Origin of the sequence: Salinimonas chungwhensis DSM 16280, from assembly GCF_000378185.1 — a bacterium.
GTDB lineage: Bacteria > Pseudomonadota > Gammaproteobacteria > Enterobacterales > Alteromonadaceae > Alteromonas > Alteromonas chungwhensis.
The window spans coordinates 40,379-64,647 of the sequence record NZ_KB899392.1; the positions used below are offsets into that span (position 1 = coordinate 40,379).

A 24,269-nucleotide genomic window follows, 5' to 3' on the forward strand; every position below is an offset into this window, starting at 1 on the left:
GATGATCATTGATATTTCTAATATGACCGAACTGGCCTGGGACAAAATGGAAGGCTTATTGCCGGCAATTGTGCAGGATGCTGTTACCGGCAAAGTGTTGATGCAGGGTTACATGAACCTGAAAGCATTAACCACTACCCTTGAATCAGGCAAAGTAACATTCTTCAGCCGATCAAAGCAGCGGCTCTGGCAAAAAGGCGAGACCTCTGGCAATACATTGGATCTGGTTGAGATCGGTTGCGACTGTGATCATGATTCGCTGCTAGTTATGGTCAACCCCAACGGGCCGACATGTCATACAGGTGAGGAAAGCTGCTGGTTTACCAGCCGCGCCAGTGACTACACCTTTCTGGCCGATTTAGAACGGCTTCTGGCTGAACGTAAAACTGCAGATCCCGCGTCAAGTTATACTGCCCGACTATATAATAAAGGCATTAAACGGATTGCCCAGAAGGTCGGTGAAGAAGGCGTTGAAACCGCCCTGGCCGCCACTGTGCGCGACAAGGAAGAGCTTAAGAACGAGGCCGCAGACCTGCTCTATCATTTAACGGTATTACTGCAAGCCAGTGACATGTCAATGTCTGATGCCATTAACGTGTTGCGTGACCGGCAAAAATAAATATAGCTTTTTAAGGCCTCTTTGAGGCCTTTTTCAATTTAATTGTAATAAATTACGACTTGCCCGGACTAGTGGATATAACAACAACACAAGGACTTGTAGCAATGCGTATCCATGGCAAATTCAGACAATTCTGGTCTCGCAACAAAGGCATCATTACTTTTGTGATTTTGCTGTTTTGTGTGAGAAGCAGCTTAGCAGACTGGTATCACATCCCCTCTGGCTCTATGTTGCCCACCATCGAAATTGGCGACCGCATCTTTGTTAATAAAGCAGCATACAGACTTGATATCCCTTTTACCGATATCCATATTGGAGAGCAGATTTACCCTGAGCGTGGCGATATTGTGGTATTTGATAGTGCCAGCGCGGGACAACTGCTTATAAAACGGGTCATTGGGTTACCCGGTGACCGTATAGCAATGCACAATAATACGCTTACTATAAATGGTCAAAGGATCAGCTACCGCAGTCATAATGATGGCAGGGCCACCGAGATATTACCCGGACTATCGCACCGCCTGCAGTTTGACGGCCGCGCCAACCGATTTAGTAGTTTCACAGAAGTGACGGTACCCGATGGTATGTTACTGGTCCTGGGCGACAACCGCAATCACAGTGCTGATTCGCGGGTCCATGGGTTTGTGCCCGTCTCAGAGTTAAAGGGCAAAGCAATCAGTGTAGTAGCTTCGTTTAACCCGGATAAATTTTATCTGCCAAAGCCAGATCGCTACCTCGTACCGCTAATTTAAAAATTTTTTTTGTTTTTTACTTGAAAAGTATTGGGCCGTTCCTATATTAGAATTGTTGACGCTGAATGGTCAGGTCAACAAGATTGCCGCCGCGACGTCGGGGCAAACTTTACAACTACATATTGCTTAATAACGAGGATATGACTATGCGTACTATCGATCTATCTCCCCTATACCGTTCTTTTATTGGTTCTGACCGTCTGGCATCATTAATTGATGCAGCCAACCGTGCAGACAGCCAAAGCACCTATCCGCCTTATAATATCGAATTATTAGGTGATGACAAATACCAGATTTCAATGGCTGTTGCCGGCTTCAGTCAGGACGATATTACTATTGAAGCGCAGGATAACACCCTATCTGTTCAAGGTAAAAAGCCTGAACTTCAGGAACAGGAAAAGGAGCGTAAGTTCCTCCATAAAGGAATTTCAGAACGCAACTTTGAACGCAAATTTCAGCTCGGTGATCATGTTAAAGTAACCGGCGCGGCTATGGCCGACGGGTTGTTACATATTAACCTGGAGCGCGTTATTCCTGAGGCGAAAAAACCTCGCAAGATAGAAATTGGCAGTCGCTTGCTAGAAAATCAAGAAGACCAGAAATAAAACTCTCGGGCGGGTGTTTACCCGCCCTCATTAATGTTGCCGCATAGCGGGACAAAATTTACATATTGCTTAATTTAGAGGATATGATTATGCGTACTATCGACTTTTCACCACTTTATCGTTCTTTTATTGGTTCAGATCATTTGGCTTCTCAGCTGGACAAAGCTGGTCGCACTGCTAAGCAAAACAGCTTCCCCCCGTACAATGTTGAAGTGCTGGATGAGCAAAAATATCGCATATCGATGGCTGTGGCGGGCTTCAACCGAGATGCATTGTCTATTGAGGTCAAAGAAAACACCCTGACTGTAGAAGGTACGCTGGCGGACAACCAGAGCGAGCGTAAGTTTATGCATAAAGGTATTTCAGAACGCAGCTTTGCGCGCAAATTTGAACTCGGTGACCATGTTAATGTCGTGGGTGCAGATTTAAAAGACGGGATATTGCATATTGACCTGGAGCGAATCGTTCCCGAGTCTGAAAAACCCCAGAAAATCACCATCGACTAACCGCCTGTCTCCCTGAGCAATCTTAGCGGGCTGATCATCAGCCCGCTTTTTTGTATCACCAATGGGCATATTCTGGTTTCTCCGCACATACGCCGTTTCGCAGCGTATTTTTCCACTGGCTGGTCTCCGGATGCAATGCGCTGGTCAACGAATCCAGGTGCGAAACAGTGACTACCGCAGCATTTTCTGGCTTTCCATCAGCATTAATAAGAAAGTAAGCCGATGCATACTCCGACAGAAAAACCCGATTTGGAATACGCTCGTCAACTAATTTCACTTCCGTCACTGCAAGAAATTGCGCGCCTTTGTTTTCTATAGATAACAACTGCCTGAAATAATGTCCCTTATCCGTTTGCGACTGCGAAAAACGGCTCAGCAGCCCTGCCAGCATTTGGTAAGAAATGATTTCTTTTTGTAACAAAAAACGGTGCTCAGCGATACGCGTGTCTGTTGAATAACTGCCCACGGTATAAATTTGATTTGCCTGCAGATTATTAAGGTAGGCGATACCCTGTGCAGTGTAGTCGTGGAGCGCATCATTATTTACGCTGATGGAATAGTCACTGATATTGGCCGGATCGACTTCAAATAGCAAAACATCAGGCGTCTGTTCGTCACGCTGTTCTTGCGTCAATCCCACCGACTGACAACGCTCGGAGATCACATAGTAATAATCACCGGCGCCCATTGCCAGTGATTGACCGGTCAGCAGCGTGCCTCCTAACATACAAATCAGACGGCTTATTATTCGTAAATTCATCTTGCCTCATTGACGATAGCGGATACTTGCCTCAATGGTAGTGGAGCGGACCTACACTTACCAGACATTCACTTACCAGACATTGATCATCATAAATGGCGTCACTTTGACGGTGACAGGTTTGTCGCAGTTGGTCAGAACACAGTGTGTATACACCGCTATCTTTACATTTATCTTAACGTTTTGTTACTAAATACAAAATATGTCTTATTGCTAATGTTTGCAAGTCAGTGATATTGATGGATTTAGCAGCAATTTGTGCTGTTATAAAAGCTTGAATAAGGAAAAATTCATGAAGCACCGTATCCAACCCTGTGCGCTAGCAGTGACTTTAGCCATCGCAGGTATTTCATCCACTTACTCTGTCTATGCGCAACAAGCCGATGAAACGGCGTCAGATCTTGAGCGTATTTCTGTTACAGGCTCAAGAATCAAACGTACCGATATTGAAGGCCCCTCTCCCATTCAGTCTATTAATGCTGAAATGATTGAAGGGATGGGTTTTGAAAATCTGCAGCAACTTCTTGAACGTATGCCTGCTACCGGCGCTGGTACATTTTCAACCCGCAATAACAGTCAGGACTCTACGGCAAACGGCGCGGCGGCTGTCTCTTTGCGTGGCATGGGCCCTGATGCGACACTGGTGCTGATAAATGGCCGCCGGGTTGCTATCAGTGCGTTTGCCGAAAGTATCACCAATTCGTTTGTGGATATAAACTCTATTCCCGTATCAGCTATTGAGCGTATTGATATACTTAAAGATGGCGCCTCCGCAATTTACGGTTCCGATGCGGTCGCCGGGGTGGTTAACGTTATTCTCAAAAAGGATTTTGATGGACTAGAAGTCAATGTCGGATACGGCGGCACCACAGGTCCGAGCTATGATGAGACCACTGCCAACATGGTATGGGGAAATCAATCAGCGAAAGCCAGCAGTACTGTCATTTTAGATTATTTTCGTAATAGCCAGCTTGGCGCGGATGAACTGGGTCGTTTCGGCACTGCGAACCAGTCGCCCTACGGTGGTATGGACTTCCGTTCTTCCAGGGGCTATCCCGGTTATTTCTATGTCGATGGTGTTAAAACTATTGACCCGGAATGTCCTGCAGACCAGGCCACAGCCTCTGGAAGTTGTTTGTTCGATTATGGTCCATTTGGTCTTACCATTCCGGCTGCTGAAAGGGTCGGGCTTATTGGTCAGTTTGACTACAAGCTCGATACCGGGCTGACCGCTTTCATGGAAGTTGCAGTTCAGCATAATACTTCTGAAGCGGGCGGCGCGGCGACCCCCTTAGATGAAGACGCGGGATTAACTGCACCGGGTAGTCACCCAGATAACCCATTTGGTCAGGATGTCGAGATCGGGCGTTATCGTCCTGTCGATGCGGGCGCCAGACGCTGGGATATCAGCACCGATACTCTGCGGTTTGTGGCCGGATTACGCGGAGAAATCAGTGATTACAGCTGGGAAGCCTCGGTACAGAAAGGGCGCAGCAAGTCCGAACAAAGCGGCGACAAAAGCCAGGGTTGGGTTCGGGTTGACTGGTTACAGGAACAGATAAACGCCGGTAATTATAATCCCTTTGGCGGCGTGGTTAATCCGCCGGAGGTTATTGATGAAATAACCACCAGCCTGGTCCGTCGGGGGGAGTCTCGTTTAACCAGCTTCGATGCGCATATTACCGGTGAAGCATTTGCATTTAACGATGATGTGGTAATGATGGCTGCAGGCGTGGAATACCGTGAGGAAGAAGTTTCTGACATTCCTGATATTCAGTTCCAGCGAGGCTTGATATTCGGCACAGAGTCAGTTCAGGCAGAGGCGCAACGGGATCAATATGCAGCCTATCTGGAACTTTCAATTCCATTGCTTGAAGAACTTGAGCTTCAGGTAGCCGGGCGTTACGACCATTTCAGTGATTTTGGTAGCACCACCAATCCTAAAATCGCCCTGCGCTGGGCCCCTACTGACGAGGTAACGGTGCGGGGGTCATGGGCGCAGGGTTTCAGAGCACCCTCGCTGGCTCAGGTAGGTCTTGGCCCATCCGAAAAGAGTGTATTTTTTGTAGATCAGTACCGCTGCGAGGCCACCGGCCTGGACTGTGAATCGCTGGACTATAATATCCGTTTTTCCGGAAACCCTAACCTTGACGCAGAAGAGTCAGAGTCCTGGAACGTAGGGGTCATTTGGGCACCATTTCAGGAGCTGGGTTTGAGTGTAGATGTGTGGAGTATTACCCAGGATAACAAAATCGATGAACAACAATTTGGCCTGGTTTATGATGCAGAATGCAACAATCAGGACAGTGAAATCTGTGTGCGGTTGCCTCCTCAGGAAGGGCAGTCGCTGGGAGTTATTCAAAGAATTTTCAACACTTACCAGAATGTTTCCTCTCAGGAAGCATCGGGGGTAGATTTTAGTGCAGACTACAAACTCCCCTTTGAGCAATATGGGGAGCTATCATTCAGACTGGACTGGTCTTACCTGAATGAATTTGAGCGTGATTCACTCGATTATACTGGCGAGTATCGTTACCCGGAAAATCGTTGGCTATTTAGTACCAACTGGGCGCTCAATAGCTTTGATGCAAATGTTTATATCAGCTATACCGGGGAGTTCGAGGACACGCCGGATATTAATTTTGATGGGATACTGGATTTTGAGGAGAACACCTCACGTACCGTAGATTCTCAGCTACTGGTAGATCTGCAGGGTGGCTACAATGTGTCTGATACATTGCGCCTGGTGGTTGGCGTTAACAACGTATTTGACGAAGATCCACCTTTTGCCATTGGTGATGGCGATAGCGATCTGTACGGTTATGTCGGTAGTGTTCACAACCCTCGGGGCCGGTTTATTTATAGTAAAGTAACGCTGCGCTTTTAGCCGTAACAAAAAAAGCCCGTGATAGCGGGCTTTTTGCTTTTACGCTCTACCATCCGTTGATGCGGTTCCAGGTTTCTTGCGTGTGAACATTGTCGCGAGTCACATGATACTTCTCAAATTGCCCGGCCGTGGCACAGGCGTGTACCGGTAGAATGCGAAGCATAGTGCCATAGCTGAAATTCTGCTCCGTCGGCGTATGTCCATCGCGATGGACGATAACGCCATGTTCCTGATTAGTTTGTTGCACATACCAACCATCCAGTAGGTTGCCGTGGACATCACACACCAAACCATAACCACAATCTGTAGGATGCGACGCGGTGCCTGTATCCCTGGAAAGAGCCATCCAGCCTGCGTCTACCAGCACCCAGCCTTTTTCATCCTGACGACCGATAACGCTGGTTAAAACACTTATAGCAATATCCTGATATTGACATACTCCAAGCCCAGCCATCACGCAGTCAAAGGTTGCGTAAACGCCTGCCCGCAACTCAGTAATTCCTTCATGAGTAATACCAGAAAGTGCGGTGGGCGTGGAGCCAACCGATATCATTGTAACCGGGAATCCAGCCTCTTCCAGCCTGGCAGAGGCCAGTAACGCTTTATCACACTCCTGTTGAGCAGAATGCTGCCGGGCTTCTGAATCAAACGCGCCGTACGATCCGCCCGCGTGCGCCATAACCCCCACCAGGTTGAGCTTACTACTGCCAGCCAATTTGGCCGCGATCTGGAGTAGAACTGGGGACTCTGCACCTATTCCAGCGCGATGACCGTCAGTGTCCACTTCCACGGCAACATTTAACGTGCCTGATAAATTATCAGCGCTGTCAGCCAAAGCCTCGGCGGCGGCAGAACTATCAATGAGCACGGTCAGCGAAATATTGTTTTCAAGCAGCGCATTGACCGCGGGTAACTTATTGGGTGTTAACCCCACTGCATAGAGAATATCTGAATAGCCTGCCTCAGCAAAGGCCCTGCCCTCGGCCAGTGTTGATACAGTTATTGGCATCGGCAAGGGGGCATAAATTTGGGCAGCTTCAAGACTTTTAAGGGTTTTCACATGGGGACGTAATGCAACGCCAGCAACATCGGCCACCGCCGCCATTCTATCCGCATTAGCAATCAAACGGGGTAAATCAATCAAACAAGCAGGTGTTAACAGATTGGAAAATTTACTCAACTAGACCACCGTGTAATGAATCATGTATAAATTGGCGCAACACAGAAATAACATTGCTAAAAATGTAAGTACCATTCCAATCTGACGCTGCCAGCTAGCGCCGTTGTGTTTTTGCAGTCCATACGCATGCAGAATACGACCAAACAATAGCGCGTTGGCCCCAACATGAAGTATCCATTGGATGGCACTGAAGCTTTCCAGACAGCCAAGTAGTATTAACGTAATTGGAACGTATTCATTAAAATTCCCATGAGCTCGGTTAAGTCTCTGTAAGACGGTACTATCACCGGTGCCAAGACTTATTTGTTCCTGACGACGTATGTGTATAACCGAAGCAGATAGGTATAAATAGCACAGTCCAAGAAGACTGGCATAAAATGCGGTAACTGGCATGCCCATGAGGAAACTCCCTTTGTTTACGCTCTATTCTGTCAGGACAGACAACGGATGGCAAAAGAATGTCGATAACTCGTCACTAATAACTCTCAATAAACCCTGAGCACGTTATTTAAGAGCAAACAAAAAAGGCCGCTCACTACGCTATGAACGGCCTCGGATATGCAACACTGTTTGAAAAAATTTAGTCTAACAATGTATTAAGCTGTTGACTGACATCCCCTACCGGCTGAGTACCATCAATTTTATGATACTCACAATTACCGGCTTCTGCTTCTGCAGCATAATAGCCGACCAAAGGTTTTGTCTGTTCGTGATACACACTCAAACGATGACGTACAGTTTCTTCTTTATCATCATCACGAATAATCAACTCTTCACCAGTCTCATCATCAAGACCTTCATGCTCAGGCGGATTATACTTAACATGATAAACGCGACCGGACGCAGGATGGACGCGCCGACCGCTCATACGTTCAACAATGACATCATCAGGTACATCAAATTCAATGACGTGGTCGATCTTAATGTCAGCTTCTTTCATCGCATCTGCCTGCGGAATGGTTCGCGGGAAACCATCCAGTAAAAAGCCGTCTTTACAATCATCTTTGGCTATACGTTCTTTGACCAGGCCGATAATAATATCATCAGATACCAGTTTGCCTTCATCCATGACACGCTTAGCGGCCATTCCCAGCTCAGTTCCTTCTTTTATGGCAGAACGCAGCATATCGCCAGTAGAAATTTGTGGTATGCCATATTTACCCATCAAAAACTGGGCCTGTGTTCCCTTACCGGCACCCGGTGCGCCTAGAAGAATGATTCGCATTTTTGCGCTCTCCGCTTTTATATTAAACTTTCGGCACTTTACACACTCAATTCAGGCAAGACAAGACCCGCAGCGCTTTTAGCATCGGCTATAAGACTAAAATCGGATGTACACCGAATCGTCGCAGTCCGAAAAATTCGAAGCTTTTAACCGAGAACATAACGTGAATTTTTGAGTACCTATAAAAAAAGCGGGCCTGAAAGCCCGCTTTTTACCATTTGGCCGGTGTTTATTTGGCCATCTTCATAAGCAAATCATTCAGATTGCGAACAAAGCTGGAGGGATCCTTAAGACTGCCCTGTTCCGACAATGCTGCCTGGTCAAACAATACATTTGACCACTGAGAAAACAATGTCTCATCCTGCGTATCTGCAAGCATCTTGACCAGGTTGTGCTCAGGGTTAAGTTCAAAATGATATTTAACATCAGGTACCGGTTGACCTGCAGCCTGCATTAACTTCATCATTTGCGTGGTCATACCATTTTCATCGGCTACAATCACTGCAGGTGAATCGGTGAGGCGATGGGTAAACTTAACGTCTTCCACTTTTTCACCTAGCGCAGCTTTAACCCGCTCAAGGACACCTTCAATTTCTTTTTCAGCATCTTCCTTAGCCTTTTTGGTTTCTTCATCATCCAAATCGCCAAGGTCCAAATCGCCTTTAGAAATAGACTGGAACGGCTTTTCATCAAATTCTGTAAGATGAGACATCAACCATTCGTCAATTCTCTCGCCCATTAACAGAACTTCAATGCCTTTTTTGCGGAATATTTCCAGGTGAGGACTGTTTTTAGCAGCCTGATAACTGTCAGCCGTGACATAATAAATCTTATCCTGGCCCTCTTTCATGCGCTCAATGTAGTCAGCCAGGGATACAGTCTGCGCATCGCTATCGGAATGCGTTGAACTAAAGCGCAACAACCCCGCGATTTTTTCCTTATTAGAGAAGTCTTCCGCCGGACCTTCCTTAAGCACATTACCAAACTCATTCCAAAATGACTGATACTTGTCAGCGTCATTTTTGGCCATTTTTTCCAACATGCTAAGCACGCGTTTTGAGCAACCCTGACGAAGCGCCTGGGTAATTTTGTTATCCTGCAAAATCTCGCGAGATACGTTCAGTGGCAGATCATTTGAATCTACCAGTCCTTTCACGAACCGCAGATAAGTAGGCATAAACTGCTCAGCGTCATCCATAATGAAGACACGCTGAACATATAATTTCAAACCATGATTCTGATCACGGTTCCACATATCAAACGGCGCTTTAGAAGGTATATACAACAAACTGGTATATTCTGTGCGTCCTTCTACCTTATTGTGCGCCCAGCTAAGCGGATCGGCAAAGTCATGAGAGATATGCTTGTAAAACTCTTTATATTCCTCATCTGAAATGTCAGATTTTTCGCGGGTCCATAGCGCTGTAGCTTTGTTCACCACTTCCCAGTGCGCAGGTTCTGCAGGGATCTTTTCTCCCTCTGGGCCGTCTCGCTCTGGTACCTCTTCTTTGTACATTTCTACCGGAATGCTTATATGGTCGGAGTACTTGTTAACGATAGAGCGCAACCGCCAGTCATCGGCAAACTCTTTTTCATCGTCGCGCAAGTGCAGAATGATTTCTGTACCTCTGGACGGTTTAGAAATATTAGCGATCGTGAACTCACCGTCGCCATCAGATATCCACTCAACAGCTTCTTCAGCCTTGGCACCGGCAGCACGTGTGCGAACAGTCACTTTATCTGCCACAATAAACGATGAGTAGAAACCAACCCCAAACTGACCAATTAACTGAGAGTCTTTTGCTGAGTCACCAGATAACTTGCTAAAGAAGTCTTTTGTTCCGGACTTGGCAATGGTACCCAGATTAGCGATGACTTCCTCACGGTTCATGCCTATACCATTGTCGGCAACAGTCACAGTGCCGGCTTCTTTATCTACGCTGATTCTTACGCGTAATTCACCGTCGTCTTCATATAAACTGTCATTCTCAAGGGCACGGAAACGCAGCTTATCAGCCGCATCAGCAGCATTTGATACGAGTTCGCGCAGGAAGATTTCTTTGTTTGAATACAAAGAGTGGATCATCAGACTAAGCAGTTGTTTTACTTCTGTCTGAAAGCCATGTGTTTCTTGTTGGGCTGTCTCAGCCATAAACCAGAATCTCCTAGTTAACTACAACGATAATCAAACAGGGAAGTAGGGTCTGGTCAGGCCGAATTCAAGCGTTAGGTCAGAAAAATTTTGCTATGGGCGGGCACTATAGTTTACGTCTCCCCGAAAAAGCATGGGTAAGGGTATTACCATCAATATATTCAAGCTCACCGCCAACGGGTACGCCATGCGCAATGCGACTGGCCGAAATATTGTACTGAGCACACAACTGACTGATGTAATGCGCCGTCGCTTCCCCCTCTACCGTGGGATTGGTAGCCAGAATAACCTCTTCAACGGGTTCTTGTTTAAGACGGCTTTCAAGTTCATTCAAACCAATATCAGCAGGGCCCACGCCATCTATAGGAGATAAGTGCCCCATCAGCACAAAATACATTCCCTGATATGATGAGGTCTGCTCGATAGCCAGTACATCCTGAGGACTCTCCACAATACATAGCAACCCGCTTTCATTACGCTGCGGGTGGCGACAAATTGCGCATACAGATTCCTCGGTAAACGTACGGCAACGCTCACAATGACGAATATGTTCCATTGCATTATGCAACACGGTGCTGAGTTTAAGCGCGCCATCACGGTTTCTTTCTAACAGGCTAAACGCCATTCGCTGGGCACTCTTATTGCCGACGCCCGGAAGACACGTCAGTGCTGTAATAAGCTCACTCAAAAGCGGACTATACTTCATATTCATTAAAACGGCATTTTGAAGCCAAATGAGGCATGGATAACGGCTGGGACTACCACGCTGCGTTTAGCCGTCTTTAGCATACTAATAATTATTTTCATTACTATATGTTACTCATTATAACTAATTCAGGTCCTATCCATGTCTATACTCATTGTGCGCATTCCATGCTGAGCGTGGTTTTGCTACCACCTCAATATACAACTTATCCTACATTGTTTATGTCTATATCTCCATTTAGCGTACCTGATAAGTTATTACGTCGTCTTTTAACAATGTGAAGGTGGCTGCACGAGCGAGTAGAGTAAGACCCGGTTTTTTGATAAAAATGTCTGAAAAGGGAAAACTGCATTAACCCTTATTTTGGCTGCCCTGCGGCTCACTATGCCACTACACTAATTTACTCTACCAGTGATGACAAACGAAAGGGACCATCGAATCATTGGTATAAAGGCTTATGTCCCACAGGCCTGACCTGTTTAGAATAAAAAGCGTTGCCAGACTCAGGTAATTCTGGTTCTCATACTTTTATTTTGATGAACACAACGGGCGTTTTCAGAAGCAACATTTCTGACTGACTACGCAAAATTTGCCTGCAACTTCACCCGTCACATTCGATAGGATGTTTGCATATTATATATTATCTGTTCTTAAATAAAATAATTAGCATCAGGCTGGCTTTACGCACAAAGCAAACGCGTCACCAGACAAAAATTTTAAATAAGTGCTCTTTCACTTTGAACATGCCTTGCCTTTTAATTTTGCTCATCCTCTAAAAATGTATAAGAGCTTTGGCCGTATTTGATGGTTAACGCTTCTTTATTGTCTACCTGTTCGACCAGAAACTCTAACCCCAAAAGAAACGGGCCAATAGCTACAATAGAGGTCGTACCATCAGCATTTTGTTTAGTGCCAACGGGCGTACGCCATACGCCCGGGTCCACGTAGGTGTCATTCTGCTTTTGATAAACACGCAGTTCGCCCAGCGATTCATTAACATAACGGCGGGCCAGATTGTCCAATACACTTTGATTACCCGGGTAAATGAACTCATCCTGTTGATTCTTTTTATTCAACCTTTGAGTTTCTGCTGCAACCTCTATTTGTTTAGCTGCCCGAGATTCTGCATCATACAATAATTCCATCAGCTTACGCGCGGTGGGTTCCAGCAGATACCACCCCTCGTCAGAATTGGTGAGTACGACTAAGCCGACATTCGCTTTGGGAAAGGCATACCAGTTAGACATGTAACCGGCGAGAGAACCACCATGATTAACCATAGTGATGCCGGCAAATGTTTTCGTCGCCAGGCCCATGCCATAGTGTTCGTTTTCACCGGTAGATACATACGGAGCACGGCGTGCAAGTAATGGCTCTTTGGCGAATAACCGTTTGCCATCTGGTCCAATACCTTCACTAAGTTCGTTTTGAACATATTTGATCATATCGGCAGGTGATGACCAGGCTCCGCCGGCTGGACGGTAAGCATGGACGGTGTGATTGAATCCACGCGTTTGAGTTTGTTCTATCGGGCTAATCTTACCTGTCAGATCATCAGCATAAGGAGATGCATGCGCCGATTTCAAAGCGGCTTCAATCGATAAAACGGTATTATCCATGCTCAATGGCTTGAATATATGTTCGCGCATCGCTTTATCGAATGCTTCACCGAGATCCATATCAGGATAAAGTACATGTCCGGCTACATAGCCCGCCGCAGCGGCTAATTCATTACTATACTGAAAGATCTTTCCGAACTCGCTAGTTGGCTGAGTTGAGGCAAGATCATCAAACAAAACCTCAACAGGTGTAGTAGGTTCGTTATTAAAAACCCAGCCCAAATCCCGGCGAGGGAGCCCGGTGCAGGCACAAACAAGATGTTCAATACGAACACTTTGGGTCGTCTCATCATCTCCGAGTTTGAAGTCGGGGTAATGCTCAACAACTTTATCCTGCCAGTTAAGTTTACCCATCTCTACCAACTTGGCTAATAACAATGTTGCCATGCCCTTGGTATTTGATGCCACCATAAACAACGTATCGGCGGTCACGGGTTGTTTTTCATCGATGTTAGCAAGGCCGATGCCCCCCTGATAAACCACCTTGCCATTTTGCGACAGAGACACGCCAACGCCAGGTACATTCAGTGCTTCGGCAGATGACTCGATAAATGCCAAAAGCTCTTTTATTTTCGCCTCGGTGAGTTTTTTCGCCGTCACGTCGGATAAGTCTTCAGGAACAAATCCGGACACCCGGAAACTGTCCACCAACTCCCAGATGGCGGCTCCGCGTTTGTTAATCGTTCCCGCGTCCCCACGAACCAGTATGACGTGCCAGCTCTCATCCAACTCGTGGGTGTAAGCGTATACCCCGATGTGTTCAGCAACCGATGTAACATATTCAATTCGACGCTTGTCATCCCACCCGTCAGATACCTCTCTTGGTATATTTGTACGCACATTGCGTGAAAATGTCGGATCGAGCTGTAACCAGGCTTTCTTAGCAGCATCTTCGGCATTTTTCGCCTCAGTAATATGCATTACGGCGATAACCGCATCTTTTTCCTCAGCATCAAACCTGACAACATCATCGCTGGTAAATTTATCCCACCCCTGGGGCTCGTTATAGGAGGCGGTAACACGGGTTTTGTTGGCGGCTGTTTCGTCAGTGGGTAGATTAGCAACGGAAGGTGGAGCGGTAAAAATAAGTAGTGTGACAATAACGACGAATAAGCCAGAATGGGTTTGCATAGGATAAATCCTGTTAGTAGAATTTAAGGTCGCGCAGACTGCAAACATCCTGTGCACATCAGTTAAAAATAGTTGGTGGTTCTGGAAAATCAATATCAGGCACTGAACCATACCCCTGCTACTTGTAAGCAATTTGTCGATGTGGAACGAAAAAAAGGAAGAAAGGGGGCGGCCGAGCGGTCGCAATCTTACATGATTGATATCACCTTCTAAACGGACTTTATCGCGAAATAATCAATAAGATAAAACATCTTTTCATAGCTTTTAGAGATAATATTTTGTTATCTTTAAATGCTCATCATTACGCAGGTATCACACACTTGAAACGCTTCGTCAGAAGCGAAAATTCAGATGCTCATTGTGACTTCACCAAGTTGTTAAACCGCCATAACCGTGGTTTAAAATATATCTGACAAGCATTGGCAGCGGTGGCTCTGTGACCTTCTTTCTGTGACTTTAGCGCCTTAACGTTACTGCTAGTCGGTATTGGAAAGTAACGAACGGCCACTCTATCCCGCCGCTGTCTGGGCGCATTGATTAAACGTTAGCTCAATAACTAATTATTTACAGGCCCGATGCATGAGTAAACATTTGCCACGCAGCGACCAAAGATACTCGCTCTGTCTATTCAACAATGTAGAAAAGACGAAACCAACCCTGCTCAAAAATATGCGCAAATTCGGTGCCGCCATTTTCTTCAGAAATTCAGTTAAAGCATGCTAATGCTTTTCTCTATTTCCCTTAATCTTTTTTCCAAAGTAAATACATTTGCCGTCCGCCATCTTCCATAGAGGTCACCACCATACTTTTACCATCAGGACTCGGGCATGGATGGAGATCGCACCGGTACTCGCCATGTTTTGGGTTGTGGTTGTGAAACGTAGCGATCTTCGTGCTTTCTTTATCAGGCTCGTTGTACGTAAACAGGTCAATGGTTTCTCTGTAAGGTGTATCAAAGATAAACTGCTCAGGATTGTGGGGAAAGTGACGTATATGAACATTGTGGTCAATCAGCTTAGGCGCAATTTGCTTAATCTTTTTCCCCCCCCCCTGCGCATCTTCGTATAGGTATAGTCCATTATCACTCCGCCAGAAGTACAACCGTTTCTCATCCAGCCATATAACGTGTGATGTAGCATGCTCTAACAGCCGTAAATCACTTCCGTCGGTCCCACAAGTTAAGCTGCATCCCATGCTATCGTTCCAGCTTCTGGAAAGATCCCGGGACCTGAATCGAAGTTTTACTGTAAACCTTTTTCCATCCGGACTTATTTTGACGTGGTTAAACCAGAAGACATAGCGTCTCACCAGATTACCCAGACGCTGCCGTATAGATAGATTAGAGAGAAGAAACTTTGCCGCGTCGTGCAGTGACAACAGTAGCTTTTCCTCCCCGGTTTCCGCATCAATTATCCAAACCCCGTCTTCTTTAGGCTTCAACGAATCGATCAGGTGACCTTTTCCGCCGACATATCCATATCCGGGACGCACATAATCGAGTCTGGCCATATTTAAAGACAGAAAAAATTTACCGTCTGGGTCAACCGCGTATACCGGATGAGGAAATGTTTTTGTTTCACCACTATCCACTGAATAATGCCTTGAAACAAACCGACCGTCTTCCCGGTCATTCCAAATCAATGTTTTTGTTTGTGGAAGCCATTGACTCATGGCACCTTGTTGCCAACTCCATGCTGTACTTTCGCCAACCTTTACCCACGATTTTTCGCCCTGCAGATCGATATATCCGATATCAATCTTGTCTTCTGGCGTTGGTCTTCGCTCTTTAAAAGAAACACTATGCCCCGCAAGTAGCCGGCTCGTTGAATCGAACACAGGGATATCGTAGTAGGCATGTGAATGGTATTTACCCGAATCACTTCCCTGCGTTAATTGTATTTTTTCCCAACTGTTATTTTTTTCGTCCGTCATTTATATGCCTATTTATTTGGCGCTACGTTAATTTGCCTGTTCAAAAAAACTATTGTTTAGCAATAGCTTCTAATTTTTAAAAGGATATTTGCAAAGCTAAGGGCTGCTCTACGTTCAACTACTGTCCGTAAAAATGTCGACTTTCCGACCATTTGGAAAGCTACAATCTAACAGATTGCCCATCTAACCCTGACAATCTTCCTCGAAACGGTTCTAACAACTGTAGCGATTTACGACAGTTATGATTAAAGAATAGCTAATTCACACAAATCGTTACTTTGATACAAGGCGTTTTAATTTATCTGAAATACGAACCGCAAGAACATGCTGAGGAAAAAAGCGTAGCTTATATTTCCACGGAACCCGATCAAGAAGCCTGTCTTTTCTTATTGGCATTTCATCAATCTGGATTCTTCCTGGACCGTCTATATGATTAAGTAACGCCTCTCCGTACATTTTCCCTCTCGTACTTACACCAGGGGTTGACAGCCTTTTTTGCAAGCTATTTGCGAGCCTGTCGGTCCACTTAAAATGGTGAACCCGCAGCGGTAGTGAAAAACGGAAAAATGGTTTCTCAATACCTTTTAGCTCTCCCAGCTGTTTTTCGAAAATATAGTTAATTTGAGTTTCGCGGGGTAATGCACCATGCCCGCCTTTAGAAGGCAGTACATTTCCTTTACATGCCATTACATTTACAGTACCAGATTCCCAACCGCCTTCTTCATACTTTCTAATCGTACACATCACATCAGCCTGAATGGGATATTGACTCCATATAGAGCTATCCTGCTTAACGGCCGTAAGTTCACCTCTAGGTGCGAGACGATCAATAAAAACACCTTGAATACAATGTAGATTTTTTTTGTCGCAGTAGGCTAAAAACTTTTTTAAATCGTCAGGGAATTCGTGAAACTCATCCACGTCTGCGCTGATAATCCAGTCATCCGCTTTTGCTACCGTTTTCTGAATCTCTCGCCTTTTTTCCCACATAGAATCGCTTGTATAGGGCGCAATCCACATTTCATGAGGTTTAATACCGTAATCATTGAGCAAAGAAGCTGCCTTTACCATTTCCTCGGTATTTTCTAGAGATGCCTGAAGCACAGCGTGAATATTTTTTGCCGGAATCCCTAACTTTGTATAATACGCTAAGAAGTGAGGCAAAAGGGCTAGATCATGTTCAACACCCACACATGTGATCAATCTTATTTCAGTCATTTGATGTCCATATCATTTAGATAGCAGTTGAGAAAATCATGGCTTTGAGTGATATCCTTTACTTCGGCAATTTGACTTGGTGACCAACTTACCCGTTGTCGACTTTTATGCAGACTCGTGGTTATCTTTGAAGAGCAATTTTTCAAATAATCGGTTGAAGGCTCGATATTCAGAAACTTACAGATAGTGCTCAGTCCTTTATTAGGATCTTTGCAAAAATCTTCATAAACAACATGCAAAACTTCTTCCTCTGCCAATTCATGCTGCATTTTCGAGATGGTATCACACAGAAGACGGTAGTCCGCTATCATGTCATCTCGAACTGAGGCTGCAATCTTTCCGGACTCCTGACGGCTTTTTAGTTCAGCTGCGAATGTATCACCAGATTTATGCTGAATACGGACTTCATCGTATGTTCGGTTTTTGCGCAGAGATAGTGTAGCAATATTGTCCAGCGGATTTCGGGTTACTAAAACCCACCGGATATTATTTTTTATTGTCTTGCGTAACTGTGTAATCAACTCTGGATTTTTATCAAACCAGCGAACTGCCCAGTCTCCCTTTTTATCTCCGATTACCGTCAGGCTATCCGAAAAGCCGTGGGGCTGGTTTTCTACTTTATATGAGAAACCATTCCAGAACCGACCGTGCTGAGTGAAAGTTTTAGAATTATTCTCAATCAGCCCATAAATCGGGGCCTGAGGCACGCCCTTATGAATCAAACCCATGGCATCTAGTTCATGGGAAACTATGGCATTTGGATGCGCATCCAACAGCGACCCGATGAGTGAGTGTCCAGATCGGGGGAAGCTTAGAAATTGCACAAAGTTATTTATTCGACTAAACGCTCTCGGACTATAGATAGACTTCAAACTTCCTTTAGTCGCAAGCTTCCATATGGGTACCGCTATATGCGTTCTTGATTTCTCTTTTTGGAATAATGGAATGCTGTGCGTTCTAGTGGCCCAGTGTCTAAATTTACTCATAAATTATCGACTTTATAATGCGGTGACGTATTTTCTAAACAACAATTTAGATCAAGTTCCTTTGTTTCCGTAAAATTACTCGTTGTATACAATTCCATATCTCCTGTCAAAACGATAAGAGTGCTATTATTAGTCTATGTTGTACGTTACAACGCCTGAAAGAAAGCATCTAATCATTTCAACAACTTCTTTACTTTCGTTAACCTTACTGGCTATAAGCCCCTCCCCCATCTATGAAGGCGATTTAGCTATAGTCTCCCGCGAGAAATGGACAGACTTAAAGCGGATCACAAGTAAGACTGTTAATGTGAGGGGGAAGCCATCCTGGTATTGAATGTTCTCCAGACTCGTTGTCTCCAATTATTTATGAAATTTAGTTGGAGCTGCCTGATGTACCACTTAAGTAATTGTTCTTAAATAAACTATTCTGTTAGTTTTATCTGAGGATTTTTGCATATTAGCCACGTAGTATGCTATAACGATACATAATTTCGAACATCTGAACAAGCTTCTAAATATTCTTATCTTCAACCAGGTATTTTGTTTTTATCTAATGTGAGTTAGGGTATATCGCGAAGTTTTCGTCATCATCTATGGGAACACTTTTGTGCTCTAGTGTAGAGTAATAGCTAGGATGCGTAACTATCTTCTATTAGTTTAGATCTCCCCATTTTGTATCATGAAAAGATGTGGAAGACGCTGTATGCAATTGCTTAAGACTGGTAACGTGTTCGATCCTTAGTTAGCCGAGCAAATTCACCACCAACCATTACATGATACTCATAGTATTTTCTTAGCGAAAAAATAAAAGTAATGTGGTATTTACAATCGTCGTTCAACAAATAAAAAAATATCACTTGGAAAAATCAGTCGAGACTTTCTGCTAATGGTAACGTCCAGCTAATTTTAGTTCTGCGCTTAAGTTAGCAATGATGGATGGAGCTTTCACGGCGGCCATGGCCCACCTTAGCAAGAAGTCAGAAGAGCCATCAAATTTTTTTCTAGCGCTTTATCCTGAAAAGAAAACAAATGGCTCAAATAAAACTTTACTAAAGAAAAAGCTCTGGTTTATACCAGAGCTTTTAGAATACAAAAAATCGATTACGGATCCCGTCAATTTGCGAATATACAAAGAGTAAAACGCACTAGGCGTAGTTTAAAACGGCATCTTCATTCCGGGAGGAAGTGGCATTCCACCAGTAATATCACCCATTTTTTCCTTGCTGGTTTCCTGAACGCGTCGAACCGCATCGTTGAAGGCCGCGGCCGTGAGATCTTCAAGCATCTCTTTATCGTCGCCCATTAGTGAATCGTCTACTTCCACACGGCGCACATTATGATTACACGTCATTGTTACTTTAACCATTCCGGCGCCCGCCTGCCCGGTTACTTCAACTTCTGCCAGCTCTTCCTGCATCTTCTGCATGCGCTCTTGCATTTCCTGCGCCTGCTTCATGATGTTACCCATTCCACCTTTAAACATGTGATTCACCTTCTTTCATAAAATCTGACTGTTTTAGCGAGCTCTGACGCTGCCATCTTTGACACCAGCGCTAAATGCAGTTTTCAGCGTGGTAAATAGCGGGTCACTGCTCACCAGATTATGCGCATGCTGTTGACGCATATCGTTAATCTGTTGTTGTAGAGAAAATGGCGTCTGAGCCGGTTTCCCTATATTAATTTGCAAATGTACATATTGCTTTAACGCTGTGCTCAATGCCTGTTGAACTTGCGCTACTGCATTGTCATTTACTAAATGCGCCTGACTTTCATCTAATTCAAGCGTCACAACCTCATCTTTTTTTTCAAAAGCAGAATGCAGTGCAATTTGCTTTACAAGGCCCGCTACGTTCATCTGAGAAATCAGCTGACTCCAGGTGTCAATCTGATTGGCATCGACAAGTTTACTATTGTCTTCAAGAAAAGGTTGTAATGGCCCCTCCTGACTGACGGACGCAGGCGCCAGAACGGTATCTGTCGGCAGAGCGCGAGCTTCATTGTGGGCAGTTATTGTATCAACCAGGGCAGATCCGGGCTCTATCGCATGAGAGTTATGTGGGGTAACCGCCTGATCTGGGATCACGCTACTGAAAGATGGAGGCTCGGTGCTCGCTGACGTCCACGGAGGAGTATCATTTAAATCTGCTGAAACCTCGTGCGCCCCCTGGCTGTTTTGTGTTTCGTTACCCGCTGATACAGGATTTGTAACAGCCGGCCGCTGTGATGGCACGTAGGGCTTACTGGGTTCAGGCTTTTTTGACTGTTCGGCGTCCTCCTGACGCTGGCGTTTGATTCGTTGACGAAGAGCCAGCATATCCTGAGTCATACTTAGATTGTCAGACGGCTGGCTCGATTCCAAACTTTCAGTGTGAGCAGGCGAGCTGTGCGGTTGAAACGTGTCTTCATGATTTTCTGCGGTAGAGTGAGAATCAGGCACGCTATCGAATGAGCCCGTTGCCTGTTGGTGTTCATACTTTGCCTGCGCTTCAATGTCATCCATTTGTTGCGCCATCTCAGCGTCGAAATCCGGTGTATCAGCGCGAGAGTCGCCTGAAGGCTCGTTACAATACAGCTCCTGCGCTTTTGCTGAATCTTCAACCGGTTCAGAGCTACTGACGTTCTGCCTTTCTGCCGATAAATGCTCTCTATTGTCATTTTCAGACGCGCTGGTAGAAGCAACCGACTGAAAATCCGCGCCGCTTTTATCTGTGAGAACGTCAGTATCGGGCGTCGTCTCAGATAAATTTTCAGACTCCGATGATGTACCCGACATTGCGCGAATTAATATTTCCGGATCATCTTCTTTAGGCGCAGGAGCAAATGCCATCATTCTTAGCAATGTCATTTCTACAGCGCTTTTGCCATCTACTGCATGAGGTAAATCTTTTCTGCCTTCCAACGCGATTTGGTAAAACAGTTGAACCTGCTCGCTACTCATTTGCTTGGCTAGTTGATAAATCGCTTTAGCTGATGTTGTTTCAAGTTTGCAGGCATCAGGGACAAACTGAGTCAATGCAATCTGATGAAATAAACTGCTTAACTCTGCCAGGATCTGGCCGTAATCAGGAGACTGCTGCGCCATTTCTTCAACCAGTTGCAAAGCATCGCGTGGTTCGTTTTGCACTACCTTATGCAGAAGCTTTAGCAGTTGATGTTTGTCCATCAAGCCAAGCATATCTATTACTATTTTCTGCAGGACTTGATTATTGCCTTGCGCAATCGCCTGATCCGTTAGACTGAGGGCGTCCCGCATACTCCCCTGCGCTGACCGCGCAAGTAACGACAAGGCCGCATCTTCATAAGGTACGGACTCTTGTTCCAGAATATAACCCAGCTGCTGACTAATCTGGTCTCTGGAAAGCGCCTTTAAATTAAACTGCAGGCACCGTGATAAAATAGTCACAGGTAACTTCTGAGGATCCGTTGTAGCCAGTAAAAACTTAACATGAGGCGGCGGCTCTTCAAGGGTTTTTAATAATGCGTTGAAACTATGCTTTGAAAGCATATGTACTTCGTCTATGAGATAGACTTTGTACCGGCCGCGGGTAGGCTTATATTGCACATTATCAAGAAGCTCACGGGTATCCTCTACCTTAGTGCGCGATGCAGCGTCGATTTCGAGCAGATCTACATATCTGCCCTGTTCAATTTCACGACACGTATCGCATTCGCCGCAAGGGTTCGAGCCCATCCCTTCTTCACAATTCAGACTTTTGGAAAAGATACGGGCTATTGTCGTTTTACCTACCCCACGAGTACCAGTAAACAGATAAGCGTGATGGAGACGATCATTATCAAGAGCATTGGCAATCGCACTAACCACGTGCTCTTGCCCTACCAATTCACTGAACCGGCCAGGACGCCACTTGCGGGCCAAAACCTGATAACTCATGTGATATGCGTCTCCGTTAGTTTATTTAATATTCGCAAATGGAGTAAGTCTGTATATCGATTTCGGAGAGTTTCTCATACCCTCCCAATTCAGGCAGACCTATGATAAACCCGGCATGGTCAACTGTTCCGCCTAAACGTCGGATTAGTGATGCAGAGGCAGCAATGGTACCACCGGTGGCCAGTAAATCATCGATGAGTAAAACATTATCACCTGGGACAATGGCATCTTTATGGATTTCAAGGGTGTCAGTGCCGTACTCTAGTTCGTAGCTCTCGCTAACAACTTCTCGCGGTAATTTATTCGGTTTGCGGACCGGCACGAAACCGATACCCATCTCTATCGCCAACGGCGCGCCGAAGAGAAAGCCGCGGGCTTCAGTACCTGCTACCTTATCGAATTTTACGTCTTTATATTGTTCAAGGAGTAACGCTATACAGGCACTAAATGCCTTATGGTCTTCTAAGACACTGGTTACATCTCTAAATACGATGCCTGGTTTAGGATAGTCAGGCACAGATTTTACAACTGATTTAATGTACTCAGCAGTCACAGTAACGCCTTATAATGTGCTGGTTAAAGCCAGAAAGTGAACCATCCTGTAATGATGTGCATGCAAGAGATAGCAATCAGTACAACAAGAGAAGCAAGGAACCACCGACCGCTGTAGGGTTCTTTGAAGTTTTTATCATCAGACATATGGATTACCTCACATTTTTGTTCACAAAAAATGGGGATAAATGGTAATCCAATATGACGCTAATTGACAGCCTTTCTGTCGATATGTTGATGAGATCGTTGTGGGAATCTACAAAAGAACAGAGGTTGAAATCGTCCAAGTAAAATTGTCGTTAAAAGTTACCGCTTTTGCAACCAATACAGGATTAGGCCATTGAACAAAAAAGCCGTTTTTACCGTGCAGGATACACCATACGATAAACGCTTAAATTGCTAAACTTGCACTTCCAATCCTTCAACTGAGTATCAGGCTACCTTTAAAAGCGTAGGCAAATAAGCCACAAAGATGTGGCAAATAACATTAAGAGCGCGAGAAGCCGGTAAATACAGGAATAGACAAATGAATCGTTTCATTTGCGCCGTGTGAACGCCCCGAGCGCTGCGAGGGGATGGACCAGCTTGCTGGGCGCGACTGCTGGCTACACCAGGGACGGGTGAGGCTCCGGTTTGCTACACAAATTTAAGGTGACTTAACGTCACCTTAAAAGGAACGAACGGGCGTACAGGACGTACGCCCTGGCATTAACCAACATGGATGTTTCCTAAAGCATTAACCCTGTTACCTGATAAATGGGGTCGCCCTGTACCAACGTTATTTAGGATGAGGCACATATACGAAAAAAGCCCACTCAATGAGTAGGCTTCTTGGTGTAATGGGAGCGCCATAGCCGGCAAGGGACAGTGTGCTACTCTGCCAACCACGTTGGCACATGGGGTTGGACCCACACTGGGCGTAGGTTGACCGAATGTCCACAAACATTCGCAGCAACCGAAGCGGCGCGCCATGGGTGAACACGGTTACAAGCAAATGAATCGTTTCATTTGCGCCGTGTGAACGCCCCGAGCTCTGCGAGGGGCTGGACCAGCTTGCTGGGCGCGACTGGTGGCTCCACCAGGGATGGGTGAGGCTCCGGTTTGCTACGCAAATTTAAGGTGACTTAACGTCACCTTAAAAGGAACGAACGGGCGTACAGGACGTACGCCCTGGCATTAACCAACATGGATGTTTCCTAAAGCATTAACCCTGTTACCTGATAAATGGGGTCGCCCTGTACCAACGCTATTTAGGATGAGGCACATATACGAAAAAAGCCCGCTCAAATGAGTGGGCTTCTTCGTGTAATAGGAGCTCCGTAGCCGGCAAGGGACAGTGTGCTACTCTCACATGGGGGTAAATCACGCTCGGACGAGGATTGGCTATCCTCGTCAGTGATTTACGGCGCGCCACGGATGGCGCGACTGGACATTACACCAGGGACGGGTTGTTACCTGATTGTTGTGCAGATAACCGTGCTTGCGGTTACCCGATGGGTTAGGTTTCCCGTGGGGTGAGCACGCCAGTGCGCTTCTGAGTAAAAGGG

At 45.5% G+C, this 24,269-nt stretch carries 19 protein-coding genes; 6 read left to right on the forward strand and 13 right to left on the reverse strand.

Annotated features, from left to right (window positions below; translation table 11 throughout):
* Position 1: 1 nt before the first annotated feature.
* The 4 genes from hisIE to F458_RS0117600 all read left to right on the forward strand — a co-directional run bounded on the left by hisIE (position 2) and on the right by F458_RS0117600 (position 2,482).
* Positions 2 to 619: a bifunctional phosphoribosyl-AMP cyclohydrolase/phosphoribosyl-ATP diphosphatase HisIE gene (gene hisIE / locus F458_RS0117585; protein WP_018984757.1), complete on the forward strand. Its 618-nt coding sequence runs from the start codon at positions 2 to 4 to the stop codon at positions 617 to 619.
* 104 nt (positions 620 to 723) lie between these two features.
* Positions 724 to 1,371: a signal peptidase I gene (gene lepB / locus F458_RS0117590; RefSeq protein ID WP_018984758.1), complete on the forward strand. Its 648-nt coding sequence runs from the start codon at positions 724 to 726 to the stop codon at positions 1,369 to 1,371.
* 146 nt (positions 1,372 to 1,517) lie between these two features.
* Positions 1,518 to 1,976 carry an Hsp20 family protein gene (locus F458_RS0117595; protein WP_018984759.1) on the forward strand — a complete coding sequence of 153 codons (459 nt, stop codon included), beginning with the start codon at positions 1,518 to 1,520 and terminating at the stop codon, positions 1,974 to 1,976.
* A gap of 89 nt (positions 1,977 to 2,065) precedes the next feature.
* Entirely contained in the window at positions 2,066 to 2,482 is a 417-nt protein-coding gene (locus F458_RS0117600; RefSeq protein ID WP_018984760.1) for an Hsp20 family protein, read from the forward strand.
* Between the two features lie 55 nt (positions 2,483 to 2,537).
* Here the strand turns inward: F458_RS0117600 and F458_RS0117605 are convergent, their stop codons facing one another.
* Complete coding sequence (locus tag F458_RS0117605) at positions 2,538 to 3,242, reverse strand: hypothetical protein (RefSeq protein ID WP_026294776.1); 705 nt, start codon at positions 3,240 to 3,242, stop codon at positions 2,538 to 2,540.
* 292 nt (positions 3,243 to 3,534) lie between these two features.
* On the opposite strand from F458_RS0117605, the gene F458_RS0117610 reads away from it, so the two are divergent.
* Positions 3,535 to 6,129, forward strand: coding sequence for a TonB-dependent receptor (locus tag F458_RS0117610; RefSeq protein WP_018984762.1), 2,595 nt, complete (start codon positions 3,535 to 3,537; stop codon positions 6,127 to 6,129).
* Positions 6,130 to 6,175: 46 nt separating this feature from the next.
* Here F458_RS0117610 and F458_RS0117615 read toward each other — a convergent pair whose 3' ends face one another.
* The 9 genes from F458_RS0117615 to F458_RS0117655 all read right to left on the reverse strand — a co-directional run bounded on the left by F458_RS0117615 (position 6,176) and on the right by F458_RS0117655 (position 18,164).
* Positions 6,176 to 7,309 carry an alanine racemase gene (locus F458_RS0117615; protein ID WP_018984763.1) on the reverse strand — a complete coding sequence of 378 codons (1,134 nt, stop codon included), beginning with the start codon at positions 7,307 to 7,309 and terminating at the stop codon, positions 6,176 to 6,178.
* Positions 7,310 to 7,708: an MAPEG family protein gene (locus tag F458_RS0117620; protein WP_018984764.1), complete on the reverse strand. Its 399-nt coding sequence runs from the start codon at positions 7,706 to 7,708 to the stop codon at positions 7,310 to 7,312. It abuts the gene before it with no gap.
* A gap of 181 nt (positions 7,709 to 7,889) precedes the next feature.
* The gene (gene adk / locus F458_RS0117625; protein ID WP_018984765.1) at positions 7,890 to 8,534 is read right to left on the reverse strand and encodes an adenylate kinase; all 645 of its coding nucleotides are present in this window, start codon (positions 8,532 to 8,534) and stop codon (positions 7,890 to 7,892) included.
* 229 nt (positions 8,535 to 8,763) lie between these two features.
* Positions 8,764 to 10,686, reverse strand: a complete 1,923-nt coding sequence (gene htpG, locus F458_RS0117630; protein ID WP_018984766.1) for a molecular chaperone HtpG — start codon at positions 10,684 to 10,686, stop codon at positions 8,764 to 8,766.
* A gap of 106 nt (positions 10,687 to 10,792) precedes the next feature.
* Positions 10,793 to 11,392, reverse strand: coding sequence for a recombination mediator RecR (gene recR / locus F458_RS0117635; protein ID WP_026294778.1), 600 nt, complete (start codon positions 11,390 to 11,392; stop codon positions 10,793 to 10,795).
* Between the two features lie 755 nt (positions 11,393 to 12,147).
* Positions 12,148 to 14,142, reverse strand: a complete 1,995-nt coding sequence (locus F458_RS19870) for a serine hydrolase domain-containing protein (RefSeq protein WP_018984768.1) — start codon at positions 14,140 to 14,142, stop codon at positions 12,148 to 12,150.
* Positions 14,143 to 14,883: 741 nt separating this feature from the next.
* Positions 14,884 to 16,074: a hypothetical protein gene (locus F458_RS0117645; RefSeq protein WP_018984769.1), complete on the reverse strand. Its 1,191-nt coding sequence runs from the start codon at positions 16,072 to 16,074 to the stop codon at positions 14,884 to 14,886.
* Positions 16,075 to 16,347: 273 nt separating this feature from the next.
* Positions 16,348 to 17,292, reverse strand: a complete 945-nt coding sequence (locus F458_RS0117650) for a glycosyltransferase family protein (protein WP_018984770.1) — start codon at positions 17,290 to 17,292, stop codon at positions 16,348 to 16,350.
* Entirely contained in the window at positions 17,289 to 18,164 is an 876-nt protein-coding gene (locus F458_RS0117655) for a sulfotransferase (RefSeq protein WP_169334851.1), read from the reverse strand. Before F458_RS0117655 ends, F458_RS0117650 begins: the two co-directional genes overlap by 4 nt.
* A 1,043-nt stretch (positions 18,165 to 19,207) precedes the next feature.
* Here F458_RS0117655 and F458_RS0117660 point away from each other — a divergent pair.
* Complete coding sequence (locus F458_RS0117660) at positions 19,208 to 19,417, forward strand: hypothetical protein (protein WP_018984772.1); 210 nt, start codon at positions 19,208 to 19,210, stop codon at positions 19,415 to 19,417.
* Positions 19,418 to 19,434: 17 nt separating this feature from the next.
* Here the strand turns inward: F458_RS0117660 and F458_RS0117665 are convergent, their stop codons facing one another.
* The 3 genes from F458_RS0117665 to apt are packed head-to-tail and all read right to left on the reverse strand — an operon-like array spanning position 19,435 to position 22,723.
* Complete coding sequence (locus F458_RS0117665) at positions 19,435 to 19,761, reverse strand: YbaB/EbfC family nucleoid-associated protein (protein WP_018984773.1); 327 nt, start codon at positions 19,759 to 19,761, stop codon at positions 19,435 to 19,437.
* 33 nt (positions 19,762 to 19,794) lie between these two features.
* On the reverse strand, positions 19,795 to 22,170 hold the full coding sequence (gene dnaX / locus F458_RS0117670; RefSeq protein ID WP_018984774.1) for a DNA polymerase III subunit gamma/tau: 2,376 nt from the start codon (positions 22,168 to 22,170) through the stop codon (positions 19,795 to 19,797).
* A gap of 25 nt (positions 22,171 to 22,195) precedes the next feature.
* Positions 22,196 to 22,723 carry an adenine phosphoribosyltransferase gene (gene apt / locus F458_RS0117675; protein WP_018984775.1) on the reverse strand — a complete coding sequence of 176 codons (528 nt, stop codon included), beginning with the start codon at positions 22,721 to 22,723 and terminating at the stop codon, positions 22,196 to 22,198.
* Between the last annotated feature and the right edge of the window lie 1,546 nt (positions 22,724 to 24,269).